Source organism: Pseudorhodoferax aquiterrae (genome assembly GCF_014652235.1).
GTDB lineage: Bacteria > Pseudomonadota > Gammaproteobacteria > Burkholderiales > Burkholderiaceae_C > Pseudorhodoferax > Pseudorhodoferax aquiterrae.
This window is the reverse complement of sequence record NZ_BMYK01000001.1, coordinates 237,781-258,818: the sequence shown is the minus strand read 5'-3', so window position 1 is coordinate 258,818 and position 21,038 is coordinate 237,781. Positions and strand designations below refer to the sequence as shown.

Annotated in this window: 20 protein-coding genes; 11 read left to right on the top strand and 9 right to left on the bottom strand. The window is 70.0% G+C overall.

Annotated features, from left to right (window positions below):
• Positions 1 to 70: 70 nt before the first annotated feature.
• Positions 71 to 1,627, bottom strand: coding sequence for a long-chain-fatty-acid--CoA ligase (locus IE209_RS01180; protein ID WP_189685197.1), 1,557 nt, complete (start codon positions 1,625 to 1,627; stop codon positions 71 to 73).
• A 23-nt stretch (positions 1,628 to 1,650) separates the two neighbouring features.
• Positions 1,651 to 2,733, bottom strand: coding sequence for a CaiB/BaiF CoA transferase family protein (locus IE209_RS01175; RefSeq protein WP_189685196.1), 1,083 nt, complete (start codon positions 2,731 to 2,733; stop codon positions 1,651 to 1,653).
• A gap of 180 nt (positions 2,734 to 2,913) precedes the next feature.
• On the opposite strand from IE209_RS01175, the gene IE209_RS01170 reads away from it, so the two are divergent.
• The 4 genes from IE209_RS01170 (at position 2,914) to IE209_RS01155 (ending at position 6,999) form a co-directional block, all read left to right on the top strand.
• Positions 2,914 to 3,885: a Bug family tripartite tricarboxylate transporter substrate binding protein gene (locus tag IE209_RS01170; RefSeq protein WP_189685195.1), complete on the top strand. Its 972-nt coding sequence runs from the start codon at positions 2,914 to 2,916 to the stop codon at positions 3,883 to 3,885.
• An 81-nt stretch (positions 3,886 to 3,966) separates the two neighbouring features.
• On the top strand, positions 3,967 to 4,434 hold the full coding sequence (locus IE209_RS01165) for a tripartite tricarboxylate transporter TctB family protein (protein WP_189685194.1): 468 nt from the start codon (positions 3,967 to 3,969) through the stop codon (positions 4,432 to 4,434).
• 7 nt (positions 4,435 to 4,441) lie between these two features.
• Positions 4,442 to 5,935, top strand: a complete 1,494-nt coding sequence (locus IE209_RS01160) for a tripartite tricarboxylate transporter permease (protein WP_373305262.1) — start codon at positions 4,442 to 4,444, stop codon at positions 5,933 to 5,935.
• Positions 5,932 to 6,999 (top strand): Ldh family oxidoreductase, encoded by a 1,068-nt coding sequence (locus tag IE209_RS01155; protein ID WP_189685192.1) that lies wholly within the window; start codon positions 5,932 to 5,934, stop codon positions 6,997 to 6,999. Before IE209_RS01160 ends, IE209_RS01155 begins: the two co-directional genes overlap by 4 nt.
• On the opposite strand, the gene IE209_RS01150 is transcribed toward IE209_RS01155, so the two are convergent.
• The 3 genes from IE209_RS01150 to IE209_RS01140 form a co-directional block, all read right to left on the bottom strand.
• Positions 7,000 to 7,509 carry a pyridoxamine 5'-phosphate oxidase family protein gene (locus IE209_RS01150; protein WP_189685191.1) on the bottom strand — a complete coding sequence of 170 codons (510 nt, stop codon included), beginning with the start codon at positions 7,507 to 7,509 and terminating at the stop codon, positions 7,000 to 7,002.
• A 97-nt stretch (positions 7,510 to 7,606) separates the two neighbouring features.
• A complete protein-coding gene (pgm, locus tag IE209_RS01145; RefSeq protein ID WP_189685190.1) occupies positions 7,607 to 9,259 on the bottom strand; it encodes a phosphoglucomutase (alpha-D-glucose-1,6-bisphosphate-dependent) in 1,653 nt (550 codons plus the stop codon).
• A gap of 100 nt (positions 9,260 to 9,359) precedes the next feature.
• Complete coding sequence (locus IE209_RS01140) at positions 9,360 to 10,370, bottom strand: LacI family DNA-binding transcriptional regulator (protein ID WP_189685189.1); 1,011 nt, start codon at positions 10,368 to 10,370, stop codon at positions 9,360 to 9,362.
• 175 nt (positions 10,371 to 10,545) lie between these two features.
• Here IE209_RS01140 and IE209_RS01135 point away from each other — a divergent pair, with 175 nt between their 5' ends.
• The 6 genes from IE209_RS01135 to IE209_RS01110 all read left to right on the top strand — a co-directional run bounded on the left by IE209_RS01135 (position 10,546) and on the right by IE209_RS01110 (position 17,245).
• Positions 10,546 to 11,502 (top strand): Bug family tripartite tricarboxylate transporter substrate binding protein, encoded by a 957-nt coding sequence (locus IE209_RS01135; RefSeq protein WP_189685188.1) that lies wholly within the window; start codon positions 10,546 to 10,548, stop codon positions 11,500 to 11,502.
• 160 nt (positions 11,503 to 11,662) lie between these two features.
• Entirely contained in the window at positions 11,663 to 12,793 is a 1,131-nt protein-coding gene (locus IE209_RS01130) for an L-talarate/galactarate dehydratase (RefSeq protein ID WP_189685187.1), read from the top strand.
• Between the two features lie 17 nt (positions 12,794 to 12,810).
• Positions 12,811 to 14,385: a galactarate dehydratase gene (garD, locus tag IE209_RS01125; RefSeq protein ID WP_189685186.1), complete on the top strand. Its 1,575-nt coding sequence runs from the start codon at positions 12,811 to 12,813 to the stop codon at positions 14,383 to 14,385.
• Positions 14,386 to 14,401: 16 nt separating this feature from the next.
• A complete protein-coding gene (locus IE209_RS01120) occupies positions 14,402 to 15,286 on the top strand; it encodes a 2-hydroxy-3-oxopropionate reductase (protein ID WP_189685185.1) in 885 nt (294 codons plus the stop codon).
• Between the two features lie 43 nt (positions 15,287 to 15,329).
• Positions 15,330 to 16,118 carry an HpcH/HpaI aldolase family protein gene (locus IE209_RS01115; protein ID WP_189685184.1) on the top strand — a complete coding sequence of 263 codons (789 nt, stop codon included), beginning with the start codon at positions 15,330 to 15,332 and terminating at the stop codon, positions 16,116 to 16,118.
• A gap of 35 nt (positions 16,119 to 16,153) precedes the next feature.
• Positions 16,154 to 17,245, top strand: coding sequence for an SMP-30/gluconolactonase/LRE family protein (locus tag IE209_RS01110; RefSeq protein WP_189685183.1), 1,092 nt, complete (start codon positions 16,154 to 16,156; stop codon positions 17,243 to 17,245).
• Between the two features lie 9 nt (positions 17,246 to 17,254).
• Here the strand turns inward: IE209_RS01110 and modA are convergent, their stop codons facing one another.
• The 4 genes from modA to IE209_RS01090 all read right to left on the bottom strand — a co-directional run bounded on the left by modA (position 17,255) and on the right by IE209_RS01090 (position 19,494).
• Entirely contained in the window at positions 17,255 to 18,004 is a 750-nt protein-coding gene (gene modA, locus IE209_RS01105; RefSeq protein WP_189685182.1) for a molybdate ABC transporter substrate-binding protein, read from the bottom strand.
• A 170-nt stretch (positions 18,005 to 18,174) separates the two neighbouring features.
• Positions 18,175 to 18,363, bottom strand: a complete 189-nt coding sequence (locus IE209_RS01100) for a DUF2970 domain-containing protein (protein WP_145545208.1) — start codon at positions 18,361 to 18,363, stop codon at positions 18,175 to 18,177.
• A 68-nt stretch (positions 18,364 to 18,431) separates the two neighbouring features.
• Positions 18,432 to 19,139, bottom strand: a complete 708-nt coding sequence (locus IE209_RS01095) for an LrgB family protein (protein ID WP_189685181.1) — start codon at positions 19,137 to 19,139, stop codon at positions 18,432 to 18,434.
• A gap of 7 nt (positions 19,140 to 19,146) precedes the next feature.
• Positions 19,147 to 19,494: a CidA/LrgA family protein gene (locus tag IE209_RS01090; protein ID WP_189685180.1), complete on the bottom strand. Its 348-nt coding sequence runs from the start codon at positions 19,492 to 19,494 to the stop codon at positions 19,147 to 19,149.
• A 92-nt stretch (positions 19,495 to 19,586) separates the two neighbouring features.
• Here IE209_RS01090 and IE209_RS01085 point away from each other — a divergent pair, with 92 nt between their 5' ends.
• Positions 19,587 to 21,011: an aminotransferase-like domain-containing protein gene (locus IE209_RS01085; protein WP_189685179.1), complete on the top strand. Its 1,425-nt coding sequence runs from the start codon at positions 19,587 to 19,589 to the stop codon at positions 21,009 to 21,011.
• The last annotated feature ends 27 nt before the right edge of the window (positions 21,012 to 21,038 follow it).

Here is a 21,038-nt window from a genome sequence, read left to right as displayed (position 1 = left end):
CCGGACCGCTGGGTGCGCCCCTTGAGGGGGATGGGACTTCTACACGCAGTGAGAAGTCCAAACGGGGTGGTCAATTCACTTTCCGCTCGCGGCCCTTCCAGTAGGGCTCGCGCAGCACGAACTTCTGCAGCTTGCCGGCTGGCGACACGGGCAGTTCGGTACGGAACTCCACGCTGCGCGGGCACTTGTAGCCGGCGATCAGGGTCTTGCAGTGGGCGATCACGGCGGCCTCGTCCAGGTCCGCTCCGGGGCGCTGCACGATGACGGCGTGCACGCGCTCGCCCCACTTCTCGTCGGGCACGCCGATCACGGCGGACATGGACACACCATCGAGTTGCGCCAGCGCGTTCTCGACCTCGGCCGAATACACGTTCTCGCCGCCGCTCACGATCATGTCCTTGATGCGGTCGACCACGTAGAGGTAGCCCTCCTCGTCCATCATGCCGCCGTCGCCCGTGTGCATCCAGCCGCCGCGCAGCGCGGCCTCGGTCTCGGCCGGCTTGTTCCAGTAGCCCTGCATGACCATGGGGCCGCGCGCGCAGATCTCGCCGACCTGGCCGGGCGGCAGCTCGTTGTTCTCGGGGTCGCGGATGCTGATCTCGGCGATCGGCACCGACTTGCCGGCCGAGCGCAGACGCTTGGCCTGGTGGGGGCCGGGCAGGTGGTCCTCGGGCAGCAGCACGGCGATGGTGGGCGCCAGCTCGGTCATGCCATAGGCCTGGCAGAAGTGCACGCCGGGCAGCGCGGCCATGGCCTGGCCCAGCAAGGTGGCATCGATGGGCGCGGCACCGTACAGCACCATGCGCAGGCTCTTCACGTCGAACTCGGCAAAGCGCGGGTGCTCGATGAGCCGCTTGACCATGGTGGGCACGAGGAAGGTCTCGGTGACCTGCTCGCGTGCAATGGCCTGCAGCACCGCCACCTCCTCGTAGAACGGAATGACGACCTGGGTCGCCATGCGCAGCACCATCTGCAGCGACAGGCCGCAGCCGGCGACGTGGAAGAACGGCGCCGTGACCAGGGCCTGCACCTGCCAGGCGCGCGGCACGGCGGCGGCCGAGGCCAGGCCGTTGAGATACAGGTTGCTGTGCGTGAGCATCACGCCCTTGGGCCGGCCCGTGGTGCCACCCGTGTACATCACGGCGGCCAGGTCGTCGCGCTGGCGGCGCAGGTCCTCCACGGGCTCGGCCGCGGCCAGCAGGGCTTCGAACGAAAGCATGCCCTCGGGCGCAGGCCCCTCGCCGACGTAGATCAGCGTCCTGAGCGACTTGGACAGGTCGCGCAGCGAGGCCACCTGCTTGGCGAAGAATTGGTCGACCAGCAGGATGCGCGTGTCGCAGTCGTCCAGCGAGTAGGCGATCTCCTGCGGGCTCCAGCGCACGTTGACAGGGTTGATCGCGCCGCCGCCCCACCAGGTACCGAACAGGTACTCGACGTAGTGGTCGGAGTTCATGGCCAGCATGGCCACGCGGTCGCCCGGCGCCATGCCGAGCTGGCGCAGCACGGCGGCCACGCGCGCCACGCGGTTGTGCAGCCGCGCGAAGCTGCTGCGGCGTTCGCCGAAGACCACGGCCGTGGCCTGCGGCTTCTCACGCAGCGCCTTGTGCAGGGACTGGGTCAGTTGCATGCTTGTCTCCTCGTTGTTGCTGGTCAGCGCGCAGACCAGCGCGCCAGCAGCGTGGCGGCATCGTACGGCGACTGGGCTGGCGGCAGCTCGGGCGGCGTGCGGCTGAAGCGCGGCGCGGGCGCGGGCTGCACCATGCCGCCCGTCTCGGCGAAGGTGCCGCGCGCGCGGTTGTGCGCGTGGGCCGGCGCCTCGTCCCAGTCCAGCACGGGCGCGAAGCAGGCGTCCGTGCCTTCCAGCAGCGTGCACCATTCGTCGCGCGTGCGTGTGCGGAACAGGTCGGCCATGCGCAGCTTGAGCAGCGGCCACCGCGCATGGTCCAGCTGTGCGTCGAAGGCCGGATCGTCGGCAATGCCGCAGCGCTCGCGCAGCAGCGCGTAGAACTGCGGCTCGATCGCGCCGATGGCCACGTACCTGCCGTCGGCGCAGGCATAGGTGTCGTAGAAGTGGGCGGCACCGTCGAGCAGGTTCTCGCCGCGCTGGTTGTTCCACTGGCCGGCGGCCTTCATGCCGTACATCATGGCCGACAGCAGGGCCGCGCCATCGGTCATGGCCGCGTCGATCACCTGGCCCTGGCCCGAGGCCTTGCTCTCGTGCAGCGCCGCGAGGATGCCGAAGGCCAGCAGCATGGCGCCGCCACCGAAATCGCCCACGTAGTTCAGGGGGGGCACCGGCGTCTCGCCCGAGCGGCCGATGGCGTGCAGCGCGCCGCTGATGGCGATGTAGTTGATGTCGTGCCCGGCCGCCTGGGCCAGTGGCCCGTGCTGGCCCCAGCCCGTCATGCGGCCGTACACCAGGCGCGGGTTGCGCGCGAGGCACAGGTCCGGGCCCAGGCCCAGGCGCTCCATCACGCCAGGGCGAAAGCCCTCGATCAACACATCGGCGCGCGCGATGGTCTGCAGCAACTGCTCGGCCGCGCCCTCGGCCCGCAGGTCCAGCGGCAGCACGGTGCGGCCGCGCGCCAGGATGTCGTGCGGATTGCGCCGGCTGCCGGGCCGCTCCACGCGCAGCACTTCGGCGCCCATGTCCGCGAACAGCATCGCGCAGAACGGGCCCGGCCCGATGCCTGCCATCTCGACCACCCGAAGTCCCTGCAAAGGTCCTGCCATCTCGTACGCCTCCTCGGGCCGGCGCGGGCCAGCCATTTTCGATGGAGGCATCTTGGCGTCGCGGCCCAGGGGCGGCATCGTCGGAACGGACGAAGTTCTCGGATTAGGGTCATCCAGAGTGGTCAGACCACCCGACCAATGTTGCAATCGCGCCCACTTCAGACCACGAGGAGACACCGCATGCAACGACGCCATGTCCTGGCCCGCACGGCCGGCGCCATCGCCACCCTCGCCTTCGGCGTGCCGGCCCTAGCGGCCTGGCCCGACCGACCGATCACGCTGATCGTGCCCTGGGGTGCCGGCGGCGGCACCGATGCCGTGGCCCGCATCATCGGCACCGAACTCGAGAAGGAACTCAAGCAGCCCGTCAACGTGGTCAACCGCACGGGCGGCAGCGGGGTGGTGGGCCACCAGGCCATCGCCTCCGCGGCGCCGGACGGCTACACCATCGGCATCCTGACGGTGGAGATCGGCATGATGCGGCACGCCGGGCTCACGCAACTCTCCGGCGCGGACTACACACCGCTGGCGCTCATGAACTTCGACGCCAACACCGTGCTCGTGCGTGCCGACTCGCCGATCAAGACCGCGGCCGACCTGCTCGCGGCAGCCAAGGCGAATCCCGGCAAGCTCAAGGCCAGCGGCACGGGCCAGGGCGGCATCTGGCACCTGGGTCTGGCGCAATGGCTGGTCGACAACAAGCTGCCGGGCAATGCCATCGCCTGGGTGCCGAGCCAGGGCGCGGCGCCCGGCCTGCAGGACCTGCTGGCCGGCGGCGTGGACGTGGTCTCGTGCTCGCTGCCCGAAGGACGTGCGCTGATCGAAGGCGGCAAGGTGCGCCCGCTGATCCTGCTCGGCTCCAAGCCGGACGGCATCTTCCCCCAGGTGCCGCTGTACACGGACGCGAACGGCAAGCAGTGGAACGCCGGTGCCTGGCGCGGCATCGCCGGCCCCAAGGGCCTGCCCAAGGACGTCAGCGACCGGCTCTCGGCCACGCTCAAGAAGATCTTCGAGGGCCCGGGCTACCAGGACTTCCTGAAGTCGCGCGGCTTCGGCGCGCTGTACGCCGGCCCGGCCGAGTTCGGCAAGTTCATCGCGGACAAGGATGCCGAGTCGGCCACGGCGATGAAGGCCGTGGGCATCGCCAAATGAGGCCCCCAGGTCCGTGGCACGCCCGGCCCGTCCCCCGAGGGGAGCACGCCGCCTTGGGGCGGCCCGGCGGCGGCTGACGCCATGCGCATCCACGACAGCCTGACGGGGGCGGTGCTGCTGCTCCTGTCCCTGGCCGTGCTCTGGCACATCCAGGGCTTTCCGCCGGCCGCCGGGCAGCAGTACGGCCCTGCGTTGTTCCCCGGCCTGATCGCCGGCGGCCTGGCCATCGCCTCGGCCGTGCTGTGCTGGCAGGGCCTGCGCTCGGGCCAGCCGCTCGTCACGCTCGGCGCGGGCCTGCGCTCGCCGCGCCATCTGGCGAGCCTGCTCGTGGCGCTGGCCGGCATGGTGTTCTACATCCTGTGCGCCGATGCGCTGGGCTTCATCGCCTGCAGCGTGCTCGTGCTGCTGGCACTGCAATGGGCGCTGGGCGTGCGGCTGGCGACCGCGCTGGGCGTGGCCGTCGTCGCCACACTGGTGATCCACACCTGCTTCTACAAGTTGCTGCGCGTGCCGCTGCCCTGGGGCTGGCTGCAGCCCATCGCCTGGTGAAGGACGCCTGATGGACACCGTGCTGCAAGCCTTCCAAATCGTGGCCACGCCGCAGGTGCTGGTGGTGATGCTGCTGTCCGGCCTGTTCGGCATGTTCGTGGGCGCAGTGCCGGGGCTCACGGCCACCATGGCCACGGCGCTGCTGGTGCCCATCACCTTCTTCCTGCCGCCGGTGCCGGCCATCGCCGCCATCGTGACGGCCACGGCCATGGCGATCGTCGCGGGCGACATCCCGGGCGCGCTGCTGCGCATCCCGGGCACGCCGGCTTCGGCCGCCTACACCGACGAGTCCTACGCCATGACGCGCAAGGGCCAGGGCGAAACGGCGCTGGGCATCGGCCTGGTGTTCTCGTGCATCGGCGGGCTGTTCGGCACGGCCGTGCTGATCCTGGCCGCGCCCTCGCTGGCGGAGTTCGCGATCAAGTTCAGCTCCTTCGAGTACTTCTGGCTCGTGGCGCTGGGGCTCAGCTGCGCCGTGTTCATCACGAGCGACGCGCCACTCAAGGGCGTGATCACCTTGTTCCTGGGCCTGCTGATCGGCTGCGTGGGCCTGGAGAACCCGGCCGCGCATCCGCGCTTCACCTTCGGCAGCGCCGACCTGCTGGGCGGCGTGAGCCTGATCCCGGCCATGATCGGCATGTTCGCGATCTCCGAGATCCTGCGCTTCACGCTGACGACCGAGCAGATCGGCCGCTTCCACCAGCAGATCGGCTCGGTGTTCACGGGCATGGGCGCGCTGCTGCGCAAGTACCCCAGGCAGACGCTGCGCGGCAGCATGCTGGGCACGGCCGTGGGCATCCTGCCCGGCGCGGGCGCCGACATCGCGGCCTGGATGTCGTTCGCGATGAGCAAAAAGCTCTCCAGGGAGCCCGAGAAGTTCGGCACGGGGCACCCCGAAGGCCTGGTGGAGGCCGGCGCCGCCAACAACAGCGCGCTGGCCGGCGCCTGGGTGCCGGCGCTGGTGTTCGGCATCCCGGGCGATTCGATCACGGCCATCGTGATCGGCGTGCTCTACATGAAGAACATGAACCCCGGCCCCATGATCTTCATGAACAACGCGCCCAGCGTGTACGCGGTGTTCCTGGTCTTCATCGCGGCCAATCTGCTGATGCTGCCGCTGGGCTGGGCCTGCATCAAGGCTTCGGCGCGCATGCTGCGCATGCCGCGCAACATCCTGATGCCCATCATCCTGCTGTTCTGCCTGGTGGGTGCCTTCGCCATCAACAACGCGGTGTTCGACCTCTGGATCCTGGTGGCCTTCGGCCTGGCCGCCTGGGTTCTCGAAGAGAACGGCTTTCCGATCGCCCCCGCCATCCTGGGCATGCTGCTCGGCAAGATGCTGGAGGAGAACTTCATCACGTCCATGATCAAGTCCGACGGCAGCTGGCTGGCTTTCGTCGAACGCCCCATTGCCGGCGCGCTGGCTCTGTTCACGCTCCTGCTCTGGGCAGGCTCGGGCTGGCTGGCCTGGCGCCGCCGCAGCAACAGCATCACCGCATGACCGACACCCTCCCCCTCTACGACGCGGCCGCGCTGGTCGCCTTCGCCGACGGCCTGCTGCAACGCGCCGGCCTGGCCCCCGCCATGGCGCTGAGCGTGGCGCAGACCCTGGTCGACGGCGACCTGCTGGGCCACGACACGCACGGCCTGGCCCTGCTGGCCGGTTACCTCAAGGAAATCGAGAGCGGCAAGATGGCGGTGCAAGGCAGCCCTGAGATGCTGTCGGACCGCCCCGCCGCCGTGCTCTGGGACGGCCGTCGCCTGCCCGGCCCCTGGCTCGTGCACCAGGGCCTGGACCTGCTGTTGCCGCGCGCACGCGCACTGGGCACGGCCACGCTGGCGATCCGGCGCAGCCACCACATCGCCTGCCTGGCCGTCTACATGCTGCGCGCGCTCGACGAAGGCATGCTGATGCTGCTGGCCTGCTCGGACCCGAACACCGCCAGCGTCGCGCCTTTCGGCGGCACGCAGGCCGTGTTCACGCCCAATCCGCTTGCGCTGGGCTTTCCGCTCAGTGCCGGCGGCGTCATGGTGGACATCTCGGCCTCGATCACGACCAACGGCATGAGCAACCGCAAGCACGCGGCCGGCGAGCGCTTCGCCTACCCGGTGGCCATCGACGCGCAAGGCCGGCCGAGCGACGACCCGGCCGTGCTGTTCGCCCAGCCGCCCGGGACCTTGCTGCCCGTGGGCGGCACCACGCACGGCCACAAGGGCTACGGCCTCGCGCTGCTGGTGGAATCGCTGACGGCCGGCCTGGCCGGCCATGGCCGCGCCGACGCACCCGAGGGCTGGGGCGCGACCGTCTACATCACGCTGCACGACCTCGCAGCCTTCGGCGGCAAGGACGACTTCCTGCGCCAGATGGACCACGTGGCGGCGCGCTGCCGCGCCAACCTTCCCGTGGATGCACGCCAGCCTGTGCGCCTGCCCGGAGAGGGCGGGCTGCGCCGGCGCGCCGAGGCGCTGGAGCACGGCGTGCGCCTGCACCCCGGCATCGCCCCGGCGCTCGCAGACGCCCAAGCGCGCTACGGCCTGCGGCTGGCCGACGCACGCCTTTCCTGATCACTCCGCGTGCATGCGGACTTCGCGGCTCTCGCCCATGTTGGTGGGCGGCTTGCCGGTGGCCGCGGCCTTGGCCATCTTGAAGATCTGCGTGAGCTTGTTGGCCTTCACGTCCCAGAAATGGGCATGGCTGATGCGCACTTCGACCAGCGCGACGTCCGGATCGTCCACGCCGCCCGGGAACCAGGCCTCGGTCATCTTGTTCCACAACGCGCGCGCCTTGGCCTTGTCCTCGCTGACGGAGGCCGTGCCGCTGACGGAGACGTAGCTGTCATCGCCCGGGTCGGCGTAGGCCACGTTGACGTTGGCCTCGCGCGCGAGGTCTTCGACCGAATCGCTCTTGCGCGACATGAAGAACCACAGGCGGTCGTCTTCGTCGAGCTGCTTGTTCTGCGTGGTCATGGGCCGCGAGTGCAGGTGGCCATTCTCCGGGTGGCGCGTGGTGAACATCGCGAACTTGATGTCCTTGATCAGTTCCCACAGCTGCTGGCGGTCTTCGGGGGTGCTCATGCGCTCTCCTTCGTTGGGTGGACTGCCCTGCCGGCGGCAGGGCATGCTCCCCATTGGAGGCGTGCGACGCGCCACGCCCCATCGGCGCAGCGCGTGCCTACGCGTCGGCGATGGCGCCGTCCACCACGGCCTGGGCCTCGGCGAAGATGCGTTGCAGGTGTGCCTCGCCGCGCCGGCTCTCCGCGTAGATCTTGTAGACGTTCTCCGTGCCCGAGGGCCGCGCCGCGAACCAGCCCCCTTCGGTGCTGACCTTGATGCCGCCGATGGCCGCGCCGTTGCCGGGGGCGTGGCTCTGCACGGCCGTGATCGGCTCGCCAGCGAGTTCGGAGGACGTGATCTGCGCGGGCGTGAGCTTGCCCAGCAGCTTCTTCTGCGCCGGCGTGGCCGGTGCGTCCTTGCGGCTGAACACGGGGTTGCCGAAATCGGCCGCGAGCGCGGCGTAGAGCTGCCCGGGGTCGCGGCCGGTGCGCGCCGTGATCTCGGCCGCCAGCAGCGCTGCGGTGATGCCGTCCTTGTCCGTGCTCCAGACCGTGCCGTCGCGGCGCAGGAAGCTCGCGCCCGCGCTCTCCTCGCCGCCGAAGCCCAGCGAACCGTCGAACAGGCCGTCGGCGAACCACTTGAAGCCCACCGGCACCTCGTGCAGCCGCCGGCCCAGGCGCGCGGCCACGCCGTCGATCACGCTCGTGGAGACGATGGTCTTGCCCACGGCCGCCTGCGCGTTCCACTGCGGGCGGTGGCGGAACAGGTAGTCGATGCAGACGGCCAGGTAGTGGTTGGGCGGCAAGAGGCCGGTGCCGGGCGTCACGATGCCGTGGCGGTCGTGGTCGGTGTCGCAGGCGAAGGCCACGTCGAAGCGGTCCTTCATCGCCAGCAGCGACTGCATGGCGTGCGGCGAGGACGGGTCCATGCGGATCTGGCCGTCCCAGTCCAGCGTCATGAAGGCAAAGCGCGGGTCCACCGTCTCGCTGACCACCGTGAGCGGCAGGCCGTAGCGCTCGGCGATGGCGCGCCAGTAGTGCACGCCGGCGCCGCCCAGCGGGTCCACGCCAAGGCGCAGGCCGGAACCGCGGATGAGCTCCAGGTCGAGCACGCTCCCCAGATCGGCCACGTAGGTGTTCAGGAAGTCGTGGCGCTGCGTGGTCGATGCGTCCAGCGCCGCGCGCAGCGGCATGGTGCGCACGCCGGCCAGGCCGGCTTCGAGGTACTTGTTGGCCGCGGCCTCGATGGGCCCGGTGATCTCGCCACCGGCGGGGCCGCCGTTGGGCGGGTTGTACTTGAAGCCGCCATCGCGCGGCGGGTTGTGCGAGGGCGTGACGAGGATGCCGTCGGCCAGCCCCTGCGTGCGGCCGCGGTTGTAGACCAGGATGGCGTGCGAGACGGCCGGCGTGGGCGTGGGCTCGTCGCCAGCGGACAGCAGCACCGGCACGCCGTTGGCCGCCAGCACCTGCATGGCGCTGGCCACCGCGGGCTCCGACAGCGCATGCGTGTCCGCACCCAGGAACAGCGGGCCCGTGATGCCCTGGGCCTTGCGCTGGTCGCAGATGGCCTGGGTGATGGCCAGCACGTGCCAGTCGTTGAAGGAACGGTCCAGCGATGAACCGCGGTGGCCCGAGGTGCCGAAGGCCACGCGCTGGGCCGGCACACCCGGGTCCGGCTTGTCGTCGGCGTAGGCGGCGCGCAGGGCGGCCAGGTCGATCAGGGCATCGGCGGGAGCCGGCTTGCCGGCGAGAGGGTGCAAATGGGCGCTCATGGGATCCTCGAAGGCTGTTCGGCCCGGTGCAAGGGCCGTGCCACAGCATAGCGGCGCATGGCGACGCCGCCGGTAGGACGGGGGCTGGCTTCCTCGGGCTTCAGGCGGTGGAGCCGCGCTCGACGATGCGAAAGCCCACATCCACGATGGGCGCGGTGACCGTCTCGCCGCGGCAGCGCGCCAGCACGAGTTGCGCAGCCAGACGGCCGATGGCCGGGCCGTCGATCAGCACCGTGCTCAACGACGGCCACAGGTGGGCCGCGAAGTCGGCATTGCCGAAGCCGCAGACCGCCAGGTCCTGCGGCACGCGCCGGCCGCGCGCCTGCGCCTCGACCAGCACGCCCTGGGCCAGCTGGTCGGAGCTGCAGGCCACGGCCTGCAGGCCGGGTTCGCGCGCCAGCAGCTCGGCCAGCGCCTGGCGGCCGCGTTCCAGGGTGCTGGGGGCGTCCACGGTGGCGGTGGGCACGGCCCGACCGAACGCGGCCTCGAAGCCTGCCCGTCGCAGCTGCGCGCGTGGATCGCCCGCCGTGGCGATGCCCACGTGCTGCCAGCCCTTGGCGCGGAAGTAGCCGCCCACCGCGCGGCCCACGCTGTCCTGCGAGAAGCCGACCAGCATGTCCACGGGCGCGTCCGACAGGTCCCAGGTCTCCACGACGGGGATGCCGGTGCGGCGCAGGCGTTCGCGCACGGCCCCGTCCTGCACCAGGCCGGTGAAGACGATGCCGTCGGGCTGGCGGCTGATCATGGTGTTGAGCACCAGCTCCTCGCGCGCGCGGTCGTAGCCGGTCTGGCCCAGCAGCAGCTGGTAGCCCTCGGCGGCCAGCGTCTCGGTCAGCGTCTGCACCGAGGGCAGGAACTGCGCCACGGCCAGCGCCGGCACGATGCCGGCCACCATGCGGCTGCGCTTGGACTTGAGGCCGCCCGCCAGCAGGTTGGGGATGTAGCCCGTGGCCTGCACGGCTTGCTGCACGCGCGCGATGGTCTTGGGCGAGACCACGGCAGGATTGCCCAGCGCACGCGAGGCCGTGATCAGCGACACGCCCGCGGCACGGGCGACGTCGTGCAAGGTGGCGGGCTTGGCAGACCTGGCGGCGGGTGGCGTGGTGTTCATGGCGGCTGGCGACTGCGGGAAACATCCCGCTTGACGGCAGAAATGACAACGATATCATCGCTCCCGTCGAGGTCGTCGTACAACCATCGAACAAACACGCAAGAACGAGCGTAGACGTCCGACATCGCCCGAAATGACAACGATGTCATTCACCCCTGCCCGATTTGGAGACTCCATGAAGAAACTTCTCGCCGCCGCCCTGACCACGCTGGCATTCGCTGCCGCAGCCGAAACCTGGCCCAGCAAGGCCGTCACCCTGGTCGTGCCCTTCCCGCCAGGCGGCTCGACCGACCAGGTCGCGCGCGCGGTCGGGCCGCTCCTGACGGACAAGCTCAAGCAGTCCTTCCTCGTGGACAACAAGGCCGGCGCCACGGGCACCATCGGCGCGACCTTTGTCAAGCGCGCGCCGGCCGACGGCAGCACCTTCCTGGTCACCTCGCTGGGTCCGCTGGTCATCGTGCCGCACTTGCTCAAGGGCATGCAGTTCGACCCGCTCAAGGACTTCGACCCCATCACCGTGGCCGTGCAGTCGCCCAACGTGCTGGTGGTGCATCCGAACTCGCCGTTCAGGAGCCTCGCGGACGTGGTGGCCTTCAACAAGGCCAACCCGGGCAAGATGACCTTCGCCTCGGCCGGCAACGGCTCGTCCGACCACCTGACGGCCGAGCTGTTCTGGCAGCAGATCGGCGTCAAGGGCATCCACGTGCCCTACAAGGGCGGCGCGCCGGCCCACACCGACCTCATGGGCGGGCAGGTCGACGCCTCCTTCCAGAACGTGAACTCGGTGCTGCAGTACATCAAGGGCGGCAAGATGCGCGCACTGGCCGTGACGAGCACCAAACGCTCTCCGGTGCTGCCTGACGTGCCGACCATGGCCGAGGCCGGCGTGGCCAACGTGGAAGTGACCTCCTGGCAGGCCATCGTGGCGCCCAAGGGCCTGCCGGCCGATGTGCGCGAGAAGGCCCATGCCGCCTTCGTCGAGGCGCTGAACAGCCCCAAGGTCAAGGACCAGTTCACGAGCATCGGCTTCGAGATGGTGGCCAACACGCCGGCCGAGTTCGCCGCCTTCCAGCAAAAGGAATACGCGAAGTGGAAGACGGTCATCGAGACCGGAAAAATCAGTATTGAGTAACCCCCCGTTTGGCCGGCTCACTGCGTGTAGCCGTCCGATACCCCCCAGGGGGGCGCACCCAGCGGCCTGGCAGAGCCAGTTCCGCGGGTGCACTTGGATGGCCTGCTCCGCGGCCGTCTGAACCGCGGCTTGCAACCGCCGCTGTACTTTGAACACCGCCATGACACACGACAGCATCGCCCACATCCGTCTCTCCTCCTGCTACCTGCCGCTGGCCAACCCGATCAGCGATGCCAAGGTGCTGACCGGGCGCCAGAAGCCCATGACCGAGATCGCAATGCTGTTCGCCGAAATCGAAACGAAAGACGGGCACAAGGGCCTGGGCTTCTCCTATTCCAAGCGCGCCGGCGGCCCCGGCCAGTTCGCGCACGCCAAGGAGGTCGCGCCCGCGCTGATCGGCGAAGACCCCAGCGACATCGCCAAGCTCTGGACCAAGCTGTGCTGGGCCGGCGCCTCGGTCGGCCGCAGCGGCCTGGCCGTGCAGGCCTACGGCGCCTTCGACGTGGCGCTGTACGACCTCAAGGCGCGCCGCGCCGGGCTGTCGCTTTCCAAGCTGCTGGGTTCGCAGCGCGACTCGGTGCGCTGCTACAACACCTCGGGCGGCTTCCTGCACACGCCGATCGACCAGCTCAAGGTGAACGCCGCGGCCTCGATCGCACGCGGCATCGGCGGCATCAAGCTCAAGGTCGGCCAGCCCGACGGCAAGATCGACATCGCCCGCGTGGAGGCCGTGCGCAAGCACCTGGGCGACCAGGTGCCGCTGATGGTGGACGCCAACCAGCAATGGGACCGGCCCACGGCCCAGCGCATGTGCCGCATCTTCGAGCAGTACAACCTGGTCTGGATCGAGGAGCCGCTGGACGCCTACGACCACGAAGGCCACGCCGCGCTGGCCGCCACCTTCGACACGCCGATCGCCACGGGCGAGATGCTGACCAGCCTGTCGGAGCACTACGACCTGATCCGCCACCGCGCGGCCGACTACCTGATGCCCGACGCGCCGCGCGTGGGCGGCATCACGCCCTTCCTCAAGATCGCCGCGCTGGCCGAGCATGCCGGCCTGAGCTTGGGCCCGCATTTCGCGATGGAGCTGCACGTGCACCTGGGCGCGGTCTACGCCACCGAGCCCTGGGTCGAGCACTTCGACTGGCTGGAGCCGCTGTTCAACGAGCGCCTGGAAATCCGGGACGGCCGTATGCTGGTGCCGACGCGGCCGGGCCTGGGCCTCTCGCTGAGCGAGCAGGCGCGCGCCTGGACGCGCGAAACGGCGGAGATCGGTCAACGCGCCTGAACAACGAGCACACCACGATGAGCACGCCTCTTTACATCACCATGCACCCGGCCGACAACGTGGCCATCGTGGCCAACGACGGCGGCCTGCCGGCCGGCACGGTGTTTCCCGACGGCCTGACCCTGGTCGACAAGGTGCCGCAGGCGCACAAGGTCGCGCTGGTCGACATCCCCGAGGGCGGGGCCGTGCGCCGCTACAACGCGACCATCGGCTACGCCAACAAGCCGCTGCCGCGCGGCAGCTGGGTGCACGAGCGTCTGCTGACCATGCCCGAGGCGCGCGCGCTGGAAGGCCTGCCCATCGCCACCGTCAAGCCCGAACCCCCACCGCCGCTGGAGGGCTACACCTTCGAGGGCTACCGCAACCCGGACGGCTCGGTCGGCACGCGCAACATCCTGGCCATCACGCAGACCGTGCAGTGCGTGGCCGGCGTGACCGACTTCGCGGTGCAGCGCATCAAGGCCGAGCTGCTGCCGCGGTACCCCAACGTGGACGACGTGGTGGCGCTGGAGCACACCTACGGCTGCGGCGTGGCCATCGACGCGCCGGACGCCATCGTGCCGATCCGCACGCTGCGCAACATCAGCCTGAACCCGAACTTCGGCGGCGAGGTGATGGTGGTGAGCCTGGGCTGCGAGAAGCTGCAGCCCGAGCGGCTTCTCCCTCCGGGTTCGATTCCCATCGTGGACGAACGCAACGTCGCCGACGTGGGCGACACGGCCGAGGCCAAGCTCGACGTGGTCTGCCTGCAGGACGATGCCCACGTGGGCTTCATGTCCATGGTGCAGTCCATCATGCGCCAGGCCGAGGAGCACCTGGAGCGCCTGAATGCGCGCCGGCGCGAGACCGTGCCGGCCAGCGAACTCGTGGTCGGCGTGCAGTGCGGCGGCAGCGATGCCTTCAGCGGCGTGACCGCCAACCCGGCCGTGGGCTACTGCACCGACCTCTTGGTGCGCGCGGGCGCCACCGTGATGTTCAGCGAGGTGACCGAGGTGCGCGACGGCATCGACCAGCTGACCTCGCGCGCCAGCACGCCCGAAGTGGCCGAGGCCATGGTCCGCGAGATGGCCTGGTACGACGCCTACCTGGACAAGGGCCGTGTGGACCGCAGCGCCAACACCACGCCGGGCAACAAGAAGGGCGGCCTGTCCAATATCGTCGAGAAGGCCATGGGCTCCATCGTCAAGAGCGGCAGCGCGCCCATCACGGGCGTGATCTCGCCGGGCGAGAAGCTCAAGCAGAAAGGCCTGATCTACGCCGCCACGCCAGCATCGGACTTCATCTGCGGCACGCTGCAGCTGGCCGCCGGCATGAACCTGCACGTGTTCACGACCGGCCGCGGCACGCCCTACGGCCTGGCCGAGGTGCCCGTGATCAAGGTGGCCACGCGCGACGACCTGGCGCGGCGCTGGCACGACCTCATGGACGTCAACGCCGGCACCATCGCGACCGGCGAGAAGACCATTGCCGAGGTGGGCTGGGAGATGTTCCAGCTCATGCTGGACGTGGCCAGCGGCCGCAAGAAAACCTGGGCCGAGCAGTGGAAGCTGCACAACGCCTTGGTGCTGTTCAACCCCGCACCCGTGACCTGAAACAAGGAGAGACACCATGAAGATCGGATTCATCGGCCTGGGCATCATGGGCGCGCCCATGGCCCTGCACCTCATCAACGCCGGGCACGAACTCACCTACGTCAAGCGCAGCAAGACCAATGCCGACATCGCGGCCAGCAGCGCCAAGGGTGTGGCCACGGCCAAGGAGGTTGCGCAGGCTTCCGACGTCGTCATCTTGATGCTGCCCGACACGCCCGACGTGCAGGCCGTGCTGTTCGGCGAGAACGGCGTGGCCGAGGGCCTGTCCAAGGGCAAGCTGGTCATCGACATGAGCTCGATCTCGCCGATCGAGACCAAGGCCTTCGCCGCCAAGATCGAAGCCCTGGGCTGCGACTACGTGGACGCGCCGGTCTCCGGCGGCGAGGTCGGCGCCAAGGCCGCCAGCCTGACCATCATGGTCGGCGGCAGCGAGGCGGCCTTCGCCCGCGCCCAGCCGCTGTTCGAGAAGATGGGCAAGAACATCACCCATGTGGGCGCGGTCGGTGCGGGCCAGACCACCAAGGTGGCCAACCAGATCATCGTGGCGCTGAACATCGCGGCCGTGGGCGAGGCCCTGCTGTTCGCGAGCAAGGCCGGCGCCGACCCGGCCAAGGTGCGCCAGGCGCTGATGGGCGGCTTCGCGTCCAGCCGCATCCTCGAGGTGCACGGCGAGCGCATGATCAAGCGCACCTTCAACCCGGGCTTTCGCATCGGCCTGCACCAGAAGGATCTGGGTCTGGCGCTGGCCGGCGCCAAGTCCATGGGCGTGGCGCTGCCGCAGACCGCCAGCGCGGCCCAGCTCATGCAGACCTGTGCGGCCCAGGGCTGGGACCAGCTGGACCATTCGGCCCTGGTCAAGGCGCTCGAACTCATGGCCCACCACCCGGTGGCACCGGACTGATCGCCCTCCCCCACCCGGCACGCGGCACAACCAAGGAGACGACATGACACCCAACCGCTTGCGCACCCTGTGGCAGTCCGGCGGCGCCGCCGTCAACGGCTGGCTGGCCATCCCGAACAGCTTCTCGGCCGAGACCATGGCCCACCAGGGTTGGGACAGCCTGACCATCGACCTCCAGCACGGCGTGGTGGACTACCAGGCCATGCTGCCCATGCTGCAGGCCATCCAGACGACCGAGACGGTGCCGGTCGTGCGCGTGCCCTGGCTGGAACCCGGCATCCTCATGAAGACGCTGGACGCCGGCGCCGCGGCCGTGATCTGCCCCATGGTCAACACGCGCGAGGACGCACAAAAACTCGTGGCCTGGACCAGCTACGCGCCGCGCGGCACGCGCAGCTTCGGGCCGATCCGTGCGCTGCTCGTGCACGGCGCCGATTACCCCGAAGAGGCCAACGACTTCGTCGTGCGCTTCGCGATGATCGAGACCGCGCAGGCGCTGGACAACGTGGACGCCATCCTGTCCGTCGAAGGCCTGGACGCGGTCTACATCGGCCCGTCCGACCTGTCGCTGTCGCTGGGCTGCCGGCCCGTGTTCGACGACGTGGACCCCACCGCGCAGCAGGCCATCGAGCACATCCTGGCGCGCGCCAAGGCGCATGGCCTGGTGGCCGGCATCCACAACGGCAGCCCACGCGTGGCGCTGGAACGCCAGGCCCTGGGCTTCCAGTTCCTGACGGTGGGCTCCGATGCGCGGCTCATGGCGGCCGGCGCGCAGCAGACCGTCGCCGCCATGCGCGCCCAGGCCCCCGCCCAACCCGGCAGCGGCTACTGAAGAAGAATTTTCACAACCAAAGGAGACCTTTCCCGATGCAGCAAGACAGCCGCAGACGCTTCCTGAAAACCGCCGCCGGCACGGCCCTCGGCGCAGCCGCCGGCCTGGCCGGGGCCCAGTCCTTCGACTTCAGGCCGGCCCAGCGCTACCCCGATCCCAACGTCTTCATCCTGGACCCGAGCTTCGCCAAGTACCGCATCTACAGCAGCACCATCGAGCAGCTGGGCAGCGGCATGCGCTGGGCCGAGGGCCCGGCCTACTTCCCCGAGACCGGCACGCTGATCCTGTCGGACATCCCGAACAACCGGCTCATGAAGTACGAGGAGAAGACGGGCCGGTTCTCGGTCCACAAGGAGAACGTGAACTACGCCAACGGCAACACGCGCGACCGCCAGGGCCGGCTCCTGAGCTGCGAGCATTCGGTCACGCGCCGCGTGGTGCGCACCGAAAAGGACGGCAGCATGACGGTGCTGGCCGACAACTTCGAAGGCAAGCGCCTGAACGCGCCCAACGACATCGTGGTGAAGTCCGACGACAGCATCTGGTTCACCGACCCGACCTTCGGCATCAACGGCGAATGGGAAGGCTCGCGCGCCAAGCCCGAGCAGGCCACGACCAACGTCTACCGCATCCAGAACGGCCAGATCGCGGCCGTGATCACCGACATCCTGAACCCCAACGGCCTGGCCTTCTCGCCCGACGAGAAGCACCTGTACGTGGTCGAGTGGCGCGGCACGCCCAACCGCAGCGTCTGGCGCTACGACGTGGGGGCCGACAACAGCCTGTCGAACAAGACCAAGCTCATCGACGCGGGCGGCCCGGGCGCCTTCGACGGATTGCGCGTGGACCGCGACGGCAACCTGTGGTGCGGCTGGGGCTTCACGGGCGCCTTCGCGGCCGAGGCGACCGACATCGGCGGCGGCATGAAGGCGCACCTGCCGCTGGGCAAGTCCGAGGAGATGGACGGCGTGAAGGTCTTCAACAAGGACGGCAAGCCGATCGGCTTCATCCGCCTGCCCGAGCGCTGCGCCAACCTGGAGTTTGGCGGACCCAAGCGCAACCGGCTCTACATGGCCAGCAGCCACTCGCTGTACGCGCTGTACGTCGAGGCGCACGGCGCGGTGTGAACGCGCGGGCTACGGCTTGCCGAAGCCGTGGCGCGCCAGCACCTGCTGGCCGGGCTCCGACCGCACGAAGGCGATGAAATCGGCCGCCGCGGCCTTGTGCGGGCTGTCGGCCACCACCGCGATCGGGTAGGACACGGGCGTCGCGCCCTGCGGCGAGGCCACCACCTTGACCTTGTTGCCGGCGACGGTCGCGTCCGTGCGGTAGACGAAGCCGGCCTCGACCTCGCCGCGGCTCACGTAGTCCAGCACCTGGCGCGCGCTGTCGGCCTGCACGAACTTGGGCTCCAGCACCTTCCACAGGCTGATGGCGTCCAGCACCTCCTTGGTGTAGCGGCCCACGGGCACGGTGGCCGTCTTGCCCACGGCGATCTTTCTGACGGCCGGGCGGTTGAGGTCCGCCAGGCCGGTGATGCCCGTGCCGCCCTGGGCTGGTTCGATCAGCACCAGGCTGTTGGTCACGAAGTTCCTGCGCGAAGCCGCGTCGATGCGCTTTTGCGCGTCGGCGCGGTCCATGGTCTCCTGGTCGGCGCTGGCGAACACGTCCACCGGCGCGCCCTGGCGGATCTGCTGGAGCAGGACACCCGAGGCGGCGAAGTTGAAGCGCACCGTGGTGCCGGGCTTGGCGGCCTCGAACCGGGGTGCCAGTTCCTTGAACGCGTCGGAGAGGCTGGCGGCGGCGGACACGGTGATCTGCTGGGCCCAGGATGCGGCGGGCCAGGCCAGGGCGGACAGCAGGGAAGCGATGGCGACGATCCGCATGCAGGGCACCTGAAAGGAAAGAGGGTCGGAGATGGTTTCGCTGTGTTTCCAAGAATATAACAGCGAAGCCAGGCAATCCCCTGGAATGGGGCGGTTACGCCATTCCTTCAGGAACACAACGAAGACAGATTCGGCACAGCTTCCCGCAGGCCTGCGCCGGGCCCGACGGCCTATGCGCCCGCGGCGAAGCGGGCCAGCGCCACCAGGCCCACGACCAGCAACACGACGATCACGAAGGCCACGAGCACGAGTGGCAGAAAGCCCACCTGCTCGGTGCGCTTCTCGGCCTCGGATTGGCGGCCGCCCAGGCCGATCAGGCTCCAGAGCACGGCGCGCACGGTGCGCAGCAACTTGTTCATGGCCGGACTATGCCGCAGTCCGGCATCGGCAGACAGCAGCAGTTGCGCCGCCCCCAACCGGAGCAGACTCAGCGAAACGCCAGCAGCCAGGGCACGAGCAGGCTGGTCAGGATGCCGTTCAGGCCCATGGCCAGGGCCGCGAACGCGCCGGCGACCGGATGGAGCTGCAGTTCGCGCGCCATGCCGATGGCGTGCGCGGTGAGGCCCAGCGCCACGCCGCGCACGACCGGGTCCTGGTCCGCGCCGAGCCAGCGCAGCAGCGGCTGCGACACCATGGTGCCGGCGATGCCGGTGAGCGCCACGGCCACGGCCGCCAGCGCCGTGAGCCCGCCCATGCGCTCGGCCACCGGCATGGCGATCGGCATGGTGGCCGACTTGGGCGCCAGCGAGGCCAGCGTCTCCCAGGAGCCGCCCAGCGCCCAGGCGATGCCCACGGCCGAGACGATCGCCGTGCTCGAGCCCACGAGCAGCGCGATCGCCAGCGGCCGCCAGATCGCGCGCACGCGCGGCCACTGGTGGAACAGCGGCACGGCCAGCAACACGGTGGCCGGGCCGATCAGCAACGTGAGCGGCTGGGTGCCGCGCGCGTAGTCGGCATAGGGCGTGCCGCTGGCCAGCAGCAGGCCGACCAGCACCAGCACCGAGGTCAGCACCGGGATCAGCGCGGGGTGCGCGCCGCTGCGCCGGTACAGCGCCAGCGTGCCGGCATAGACCAGCACGGTCAGCGCCAGCCACCAGACCGGCGAGCCGGCCAGGGCGCTCCAGGCCGCCGTCATGCCGCCGTCATGCCGCCGCCTGCCGGCGCAGCAACCACTGGAGCACCAGCGCCGTGACGACCAGCGTGAGCACCGCCCCGGCCACGCTGGCCACGAGGAACGGCCGCCACTCGCGCGCCACGCGTTCGAAGTGCAGCATCACCCCGGTCACCGAGGGGATGAACAGCAGCATCATGTGCGGCAGCAGGGCACGGGCGCCCTGGTCCAGCCCGGCCGGCACCCGGCGCAGCACCAGCAGGCCGCCGAACAGGGCCAGCATGCCGACCACCGAGCCCGGCAGCGGCCAGCCGGCCAGGCGCACCAGGGCGTCGCCCAGCGCTTGCAACAGGAACAGGGTGGCGATGGCGTAGAGCATGGGGCGGCGATGCTAGTGCATGCGGGACGGGCCGAACACCACCAGTTGCGCCGCAGGAGACCGGATCAGATGCAGGACAATGCCGCCGCCCCATGAAGCGCTACGAAGCCCTGGCCCACGACATCGCGCAATCCATCCGCGCCGGCGTGCTGCGCCCGGGCGACCGGCTGGCTTCGGTGCGCCACACCAGCGCCAGCCGTGGCGTGAGCCCGTCCACGGTGTTCCAGGCCTATTACCTGCTCGAGGCGCGCGGCCTGGTGCAGGCGCGCGAGCGCTCGGGCTACTACGTGGCGCCGCATGCGACGCACGCGCAAGAGGTGCCGCCCGAACCCGAGGCGGCTTCGCAGCCGCAGGAAGGCTCGGTGCCCGTGGACGTCAGCGCGCTGGTGTTCGAGATCCTCGACGCGAGCATGACGCGCGAGGTCGTGCCCTTCGGCTCGGCCTTCCCGAGCCCGCTGCTGTTTCCGCTGGCGCGGCTGGGCCAGTTGCTGGCCGCCAGCGCGCAGACGCTGGACCCGTGGAGCACGGTGGACGACCTCACGCCCGGCAATGCCGCGCTGCGCCGGCAGATCGCGCTGCGCTACCTGGCGGCCGGCATACCCCTGTCGGGCGACGACATCGTCGTCACCAATGGCGCGCTGGAGGCGCTGAACCTGTGCCTGTCGGTCCTCACGCAGCCCGGCGACACGGTGCTCGTGGAGGCGCCGGCCTTCTACGGCGCGCTGCAGGCACTCGAGCGGCAGGGCCTGTCGGCGGTCGAAGTGCCGACGCATCCACGCGAAGGCATGGACCTGGCGGCGCTGGAGCAGGCCATCGCGCGCCACCGGCCCAAGGCCTGCTGGCTCATGAGCAACTTCCAGAACCCGCTGGGCAGCCTGATGCCCGAGCCGCGCAAGCGCGCGCTGGTGGAGCTGCTGGCCCGCCACCAGCTGCCGCTGATCGAGGACGACGTCTACGCCGAGCTCTACTTCGGCGACAAGCGCCCGCCGCCGGCCAAGGCCTTCGACGATCAGGGCCTGGTGCTGCACTGTTCCTCGTTCTCCAAGTCGCTGGCGCCGGGCTGGCGCATCGGCTGGGCCGCGCCGGGACGCTACGCCCGGGCGGTGGCGCGCGCCAAGCTGATGTCCACGCTGGCCACGGCCGTTCCTACGCAGCTGGCGCTGGCGCGCTACCTGGAACGCGGCGGCTTCGACAAGCACCTGCGCAAGCTGCGCCAGACCCTGGCGACGCAGCAGGCGCAGTTCATGCAGGCGCTGGGCCGGCATTTCCCGCCCGGCACGCGCGCCACGCGGCCCGCGGGCGGCTACTTCCTGTGGGTGGAACTGCCGCCGCAGGTCGATGCGCTCGCGCTGCACCGCCAGGCGCTGGCCCAGGGCATCAGCATCGCGCCGGGGCCGATCTTCTCGCCGAGCCGCGCGTTCGCGCACTGCATCCGGCTCAACTACGGCCATGCCTGGAACGCGCGCAGCGAGGCCGCCCTGGCCACGCTGGGCCGGCTCGTCCACGCAGCCCTGTGAACGCCACGGCGGACGCCGGCACAGCCC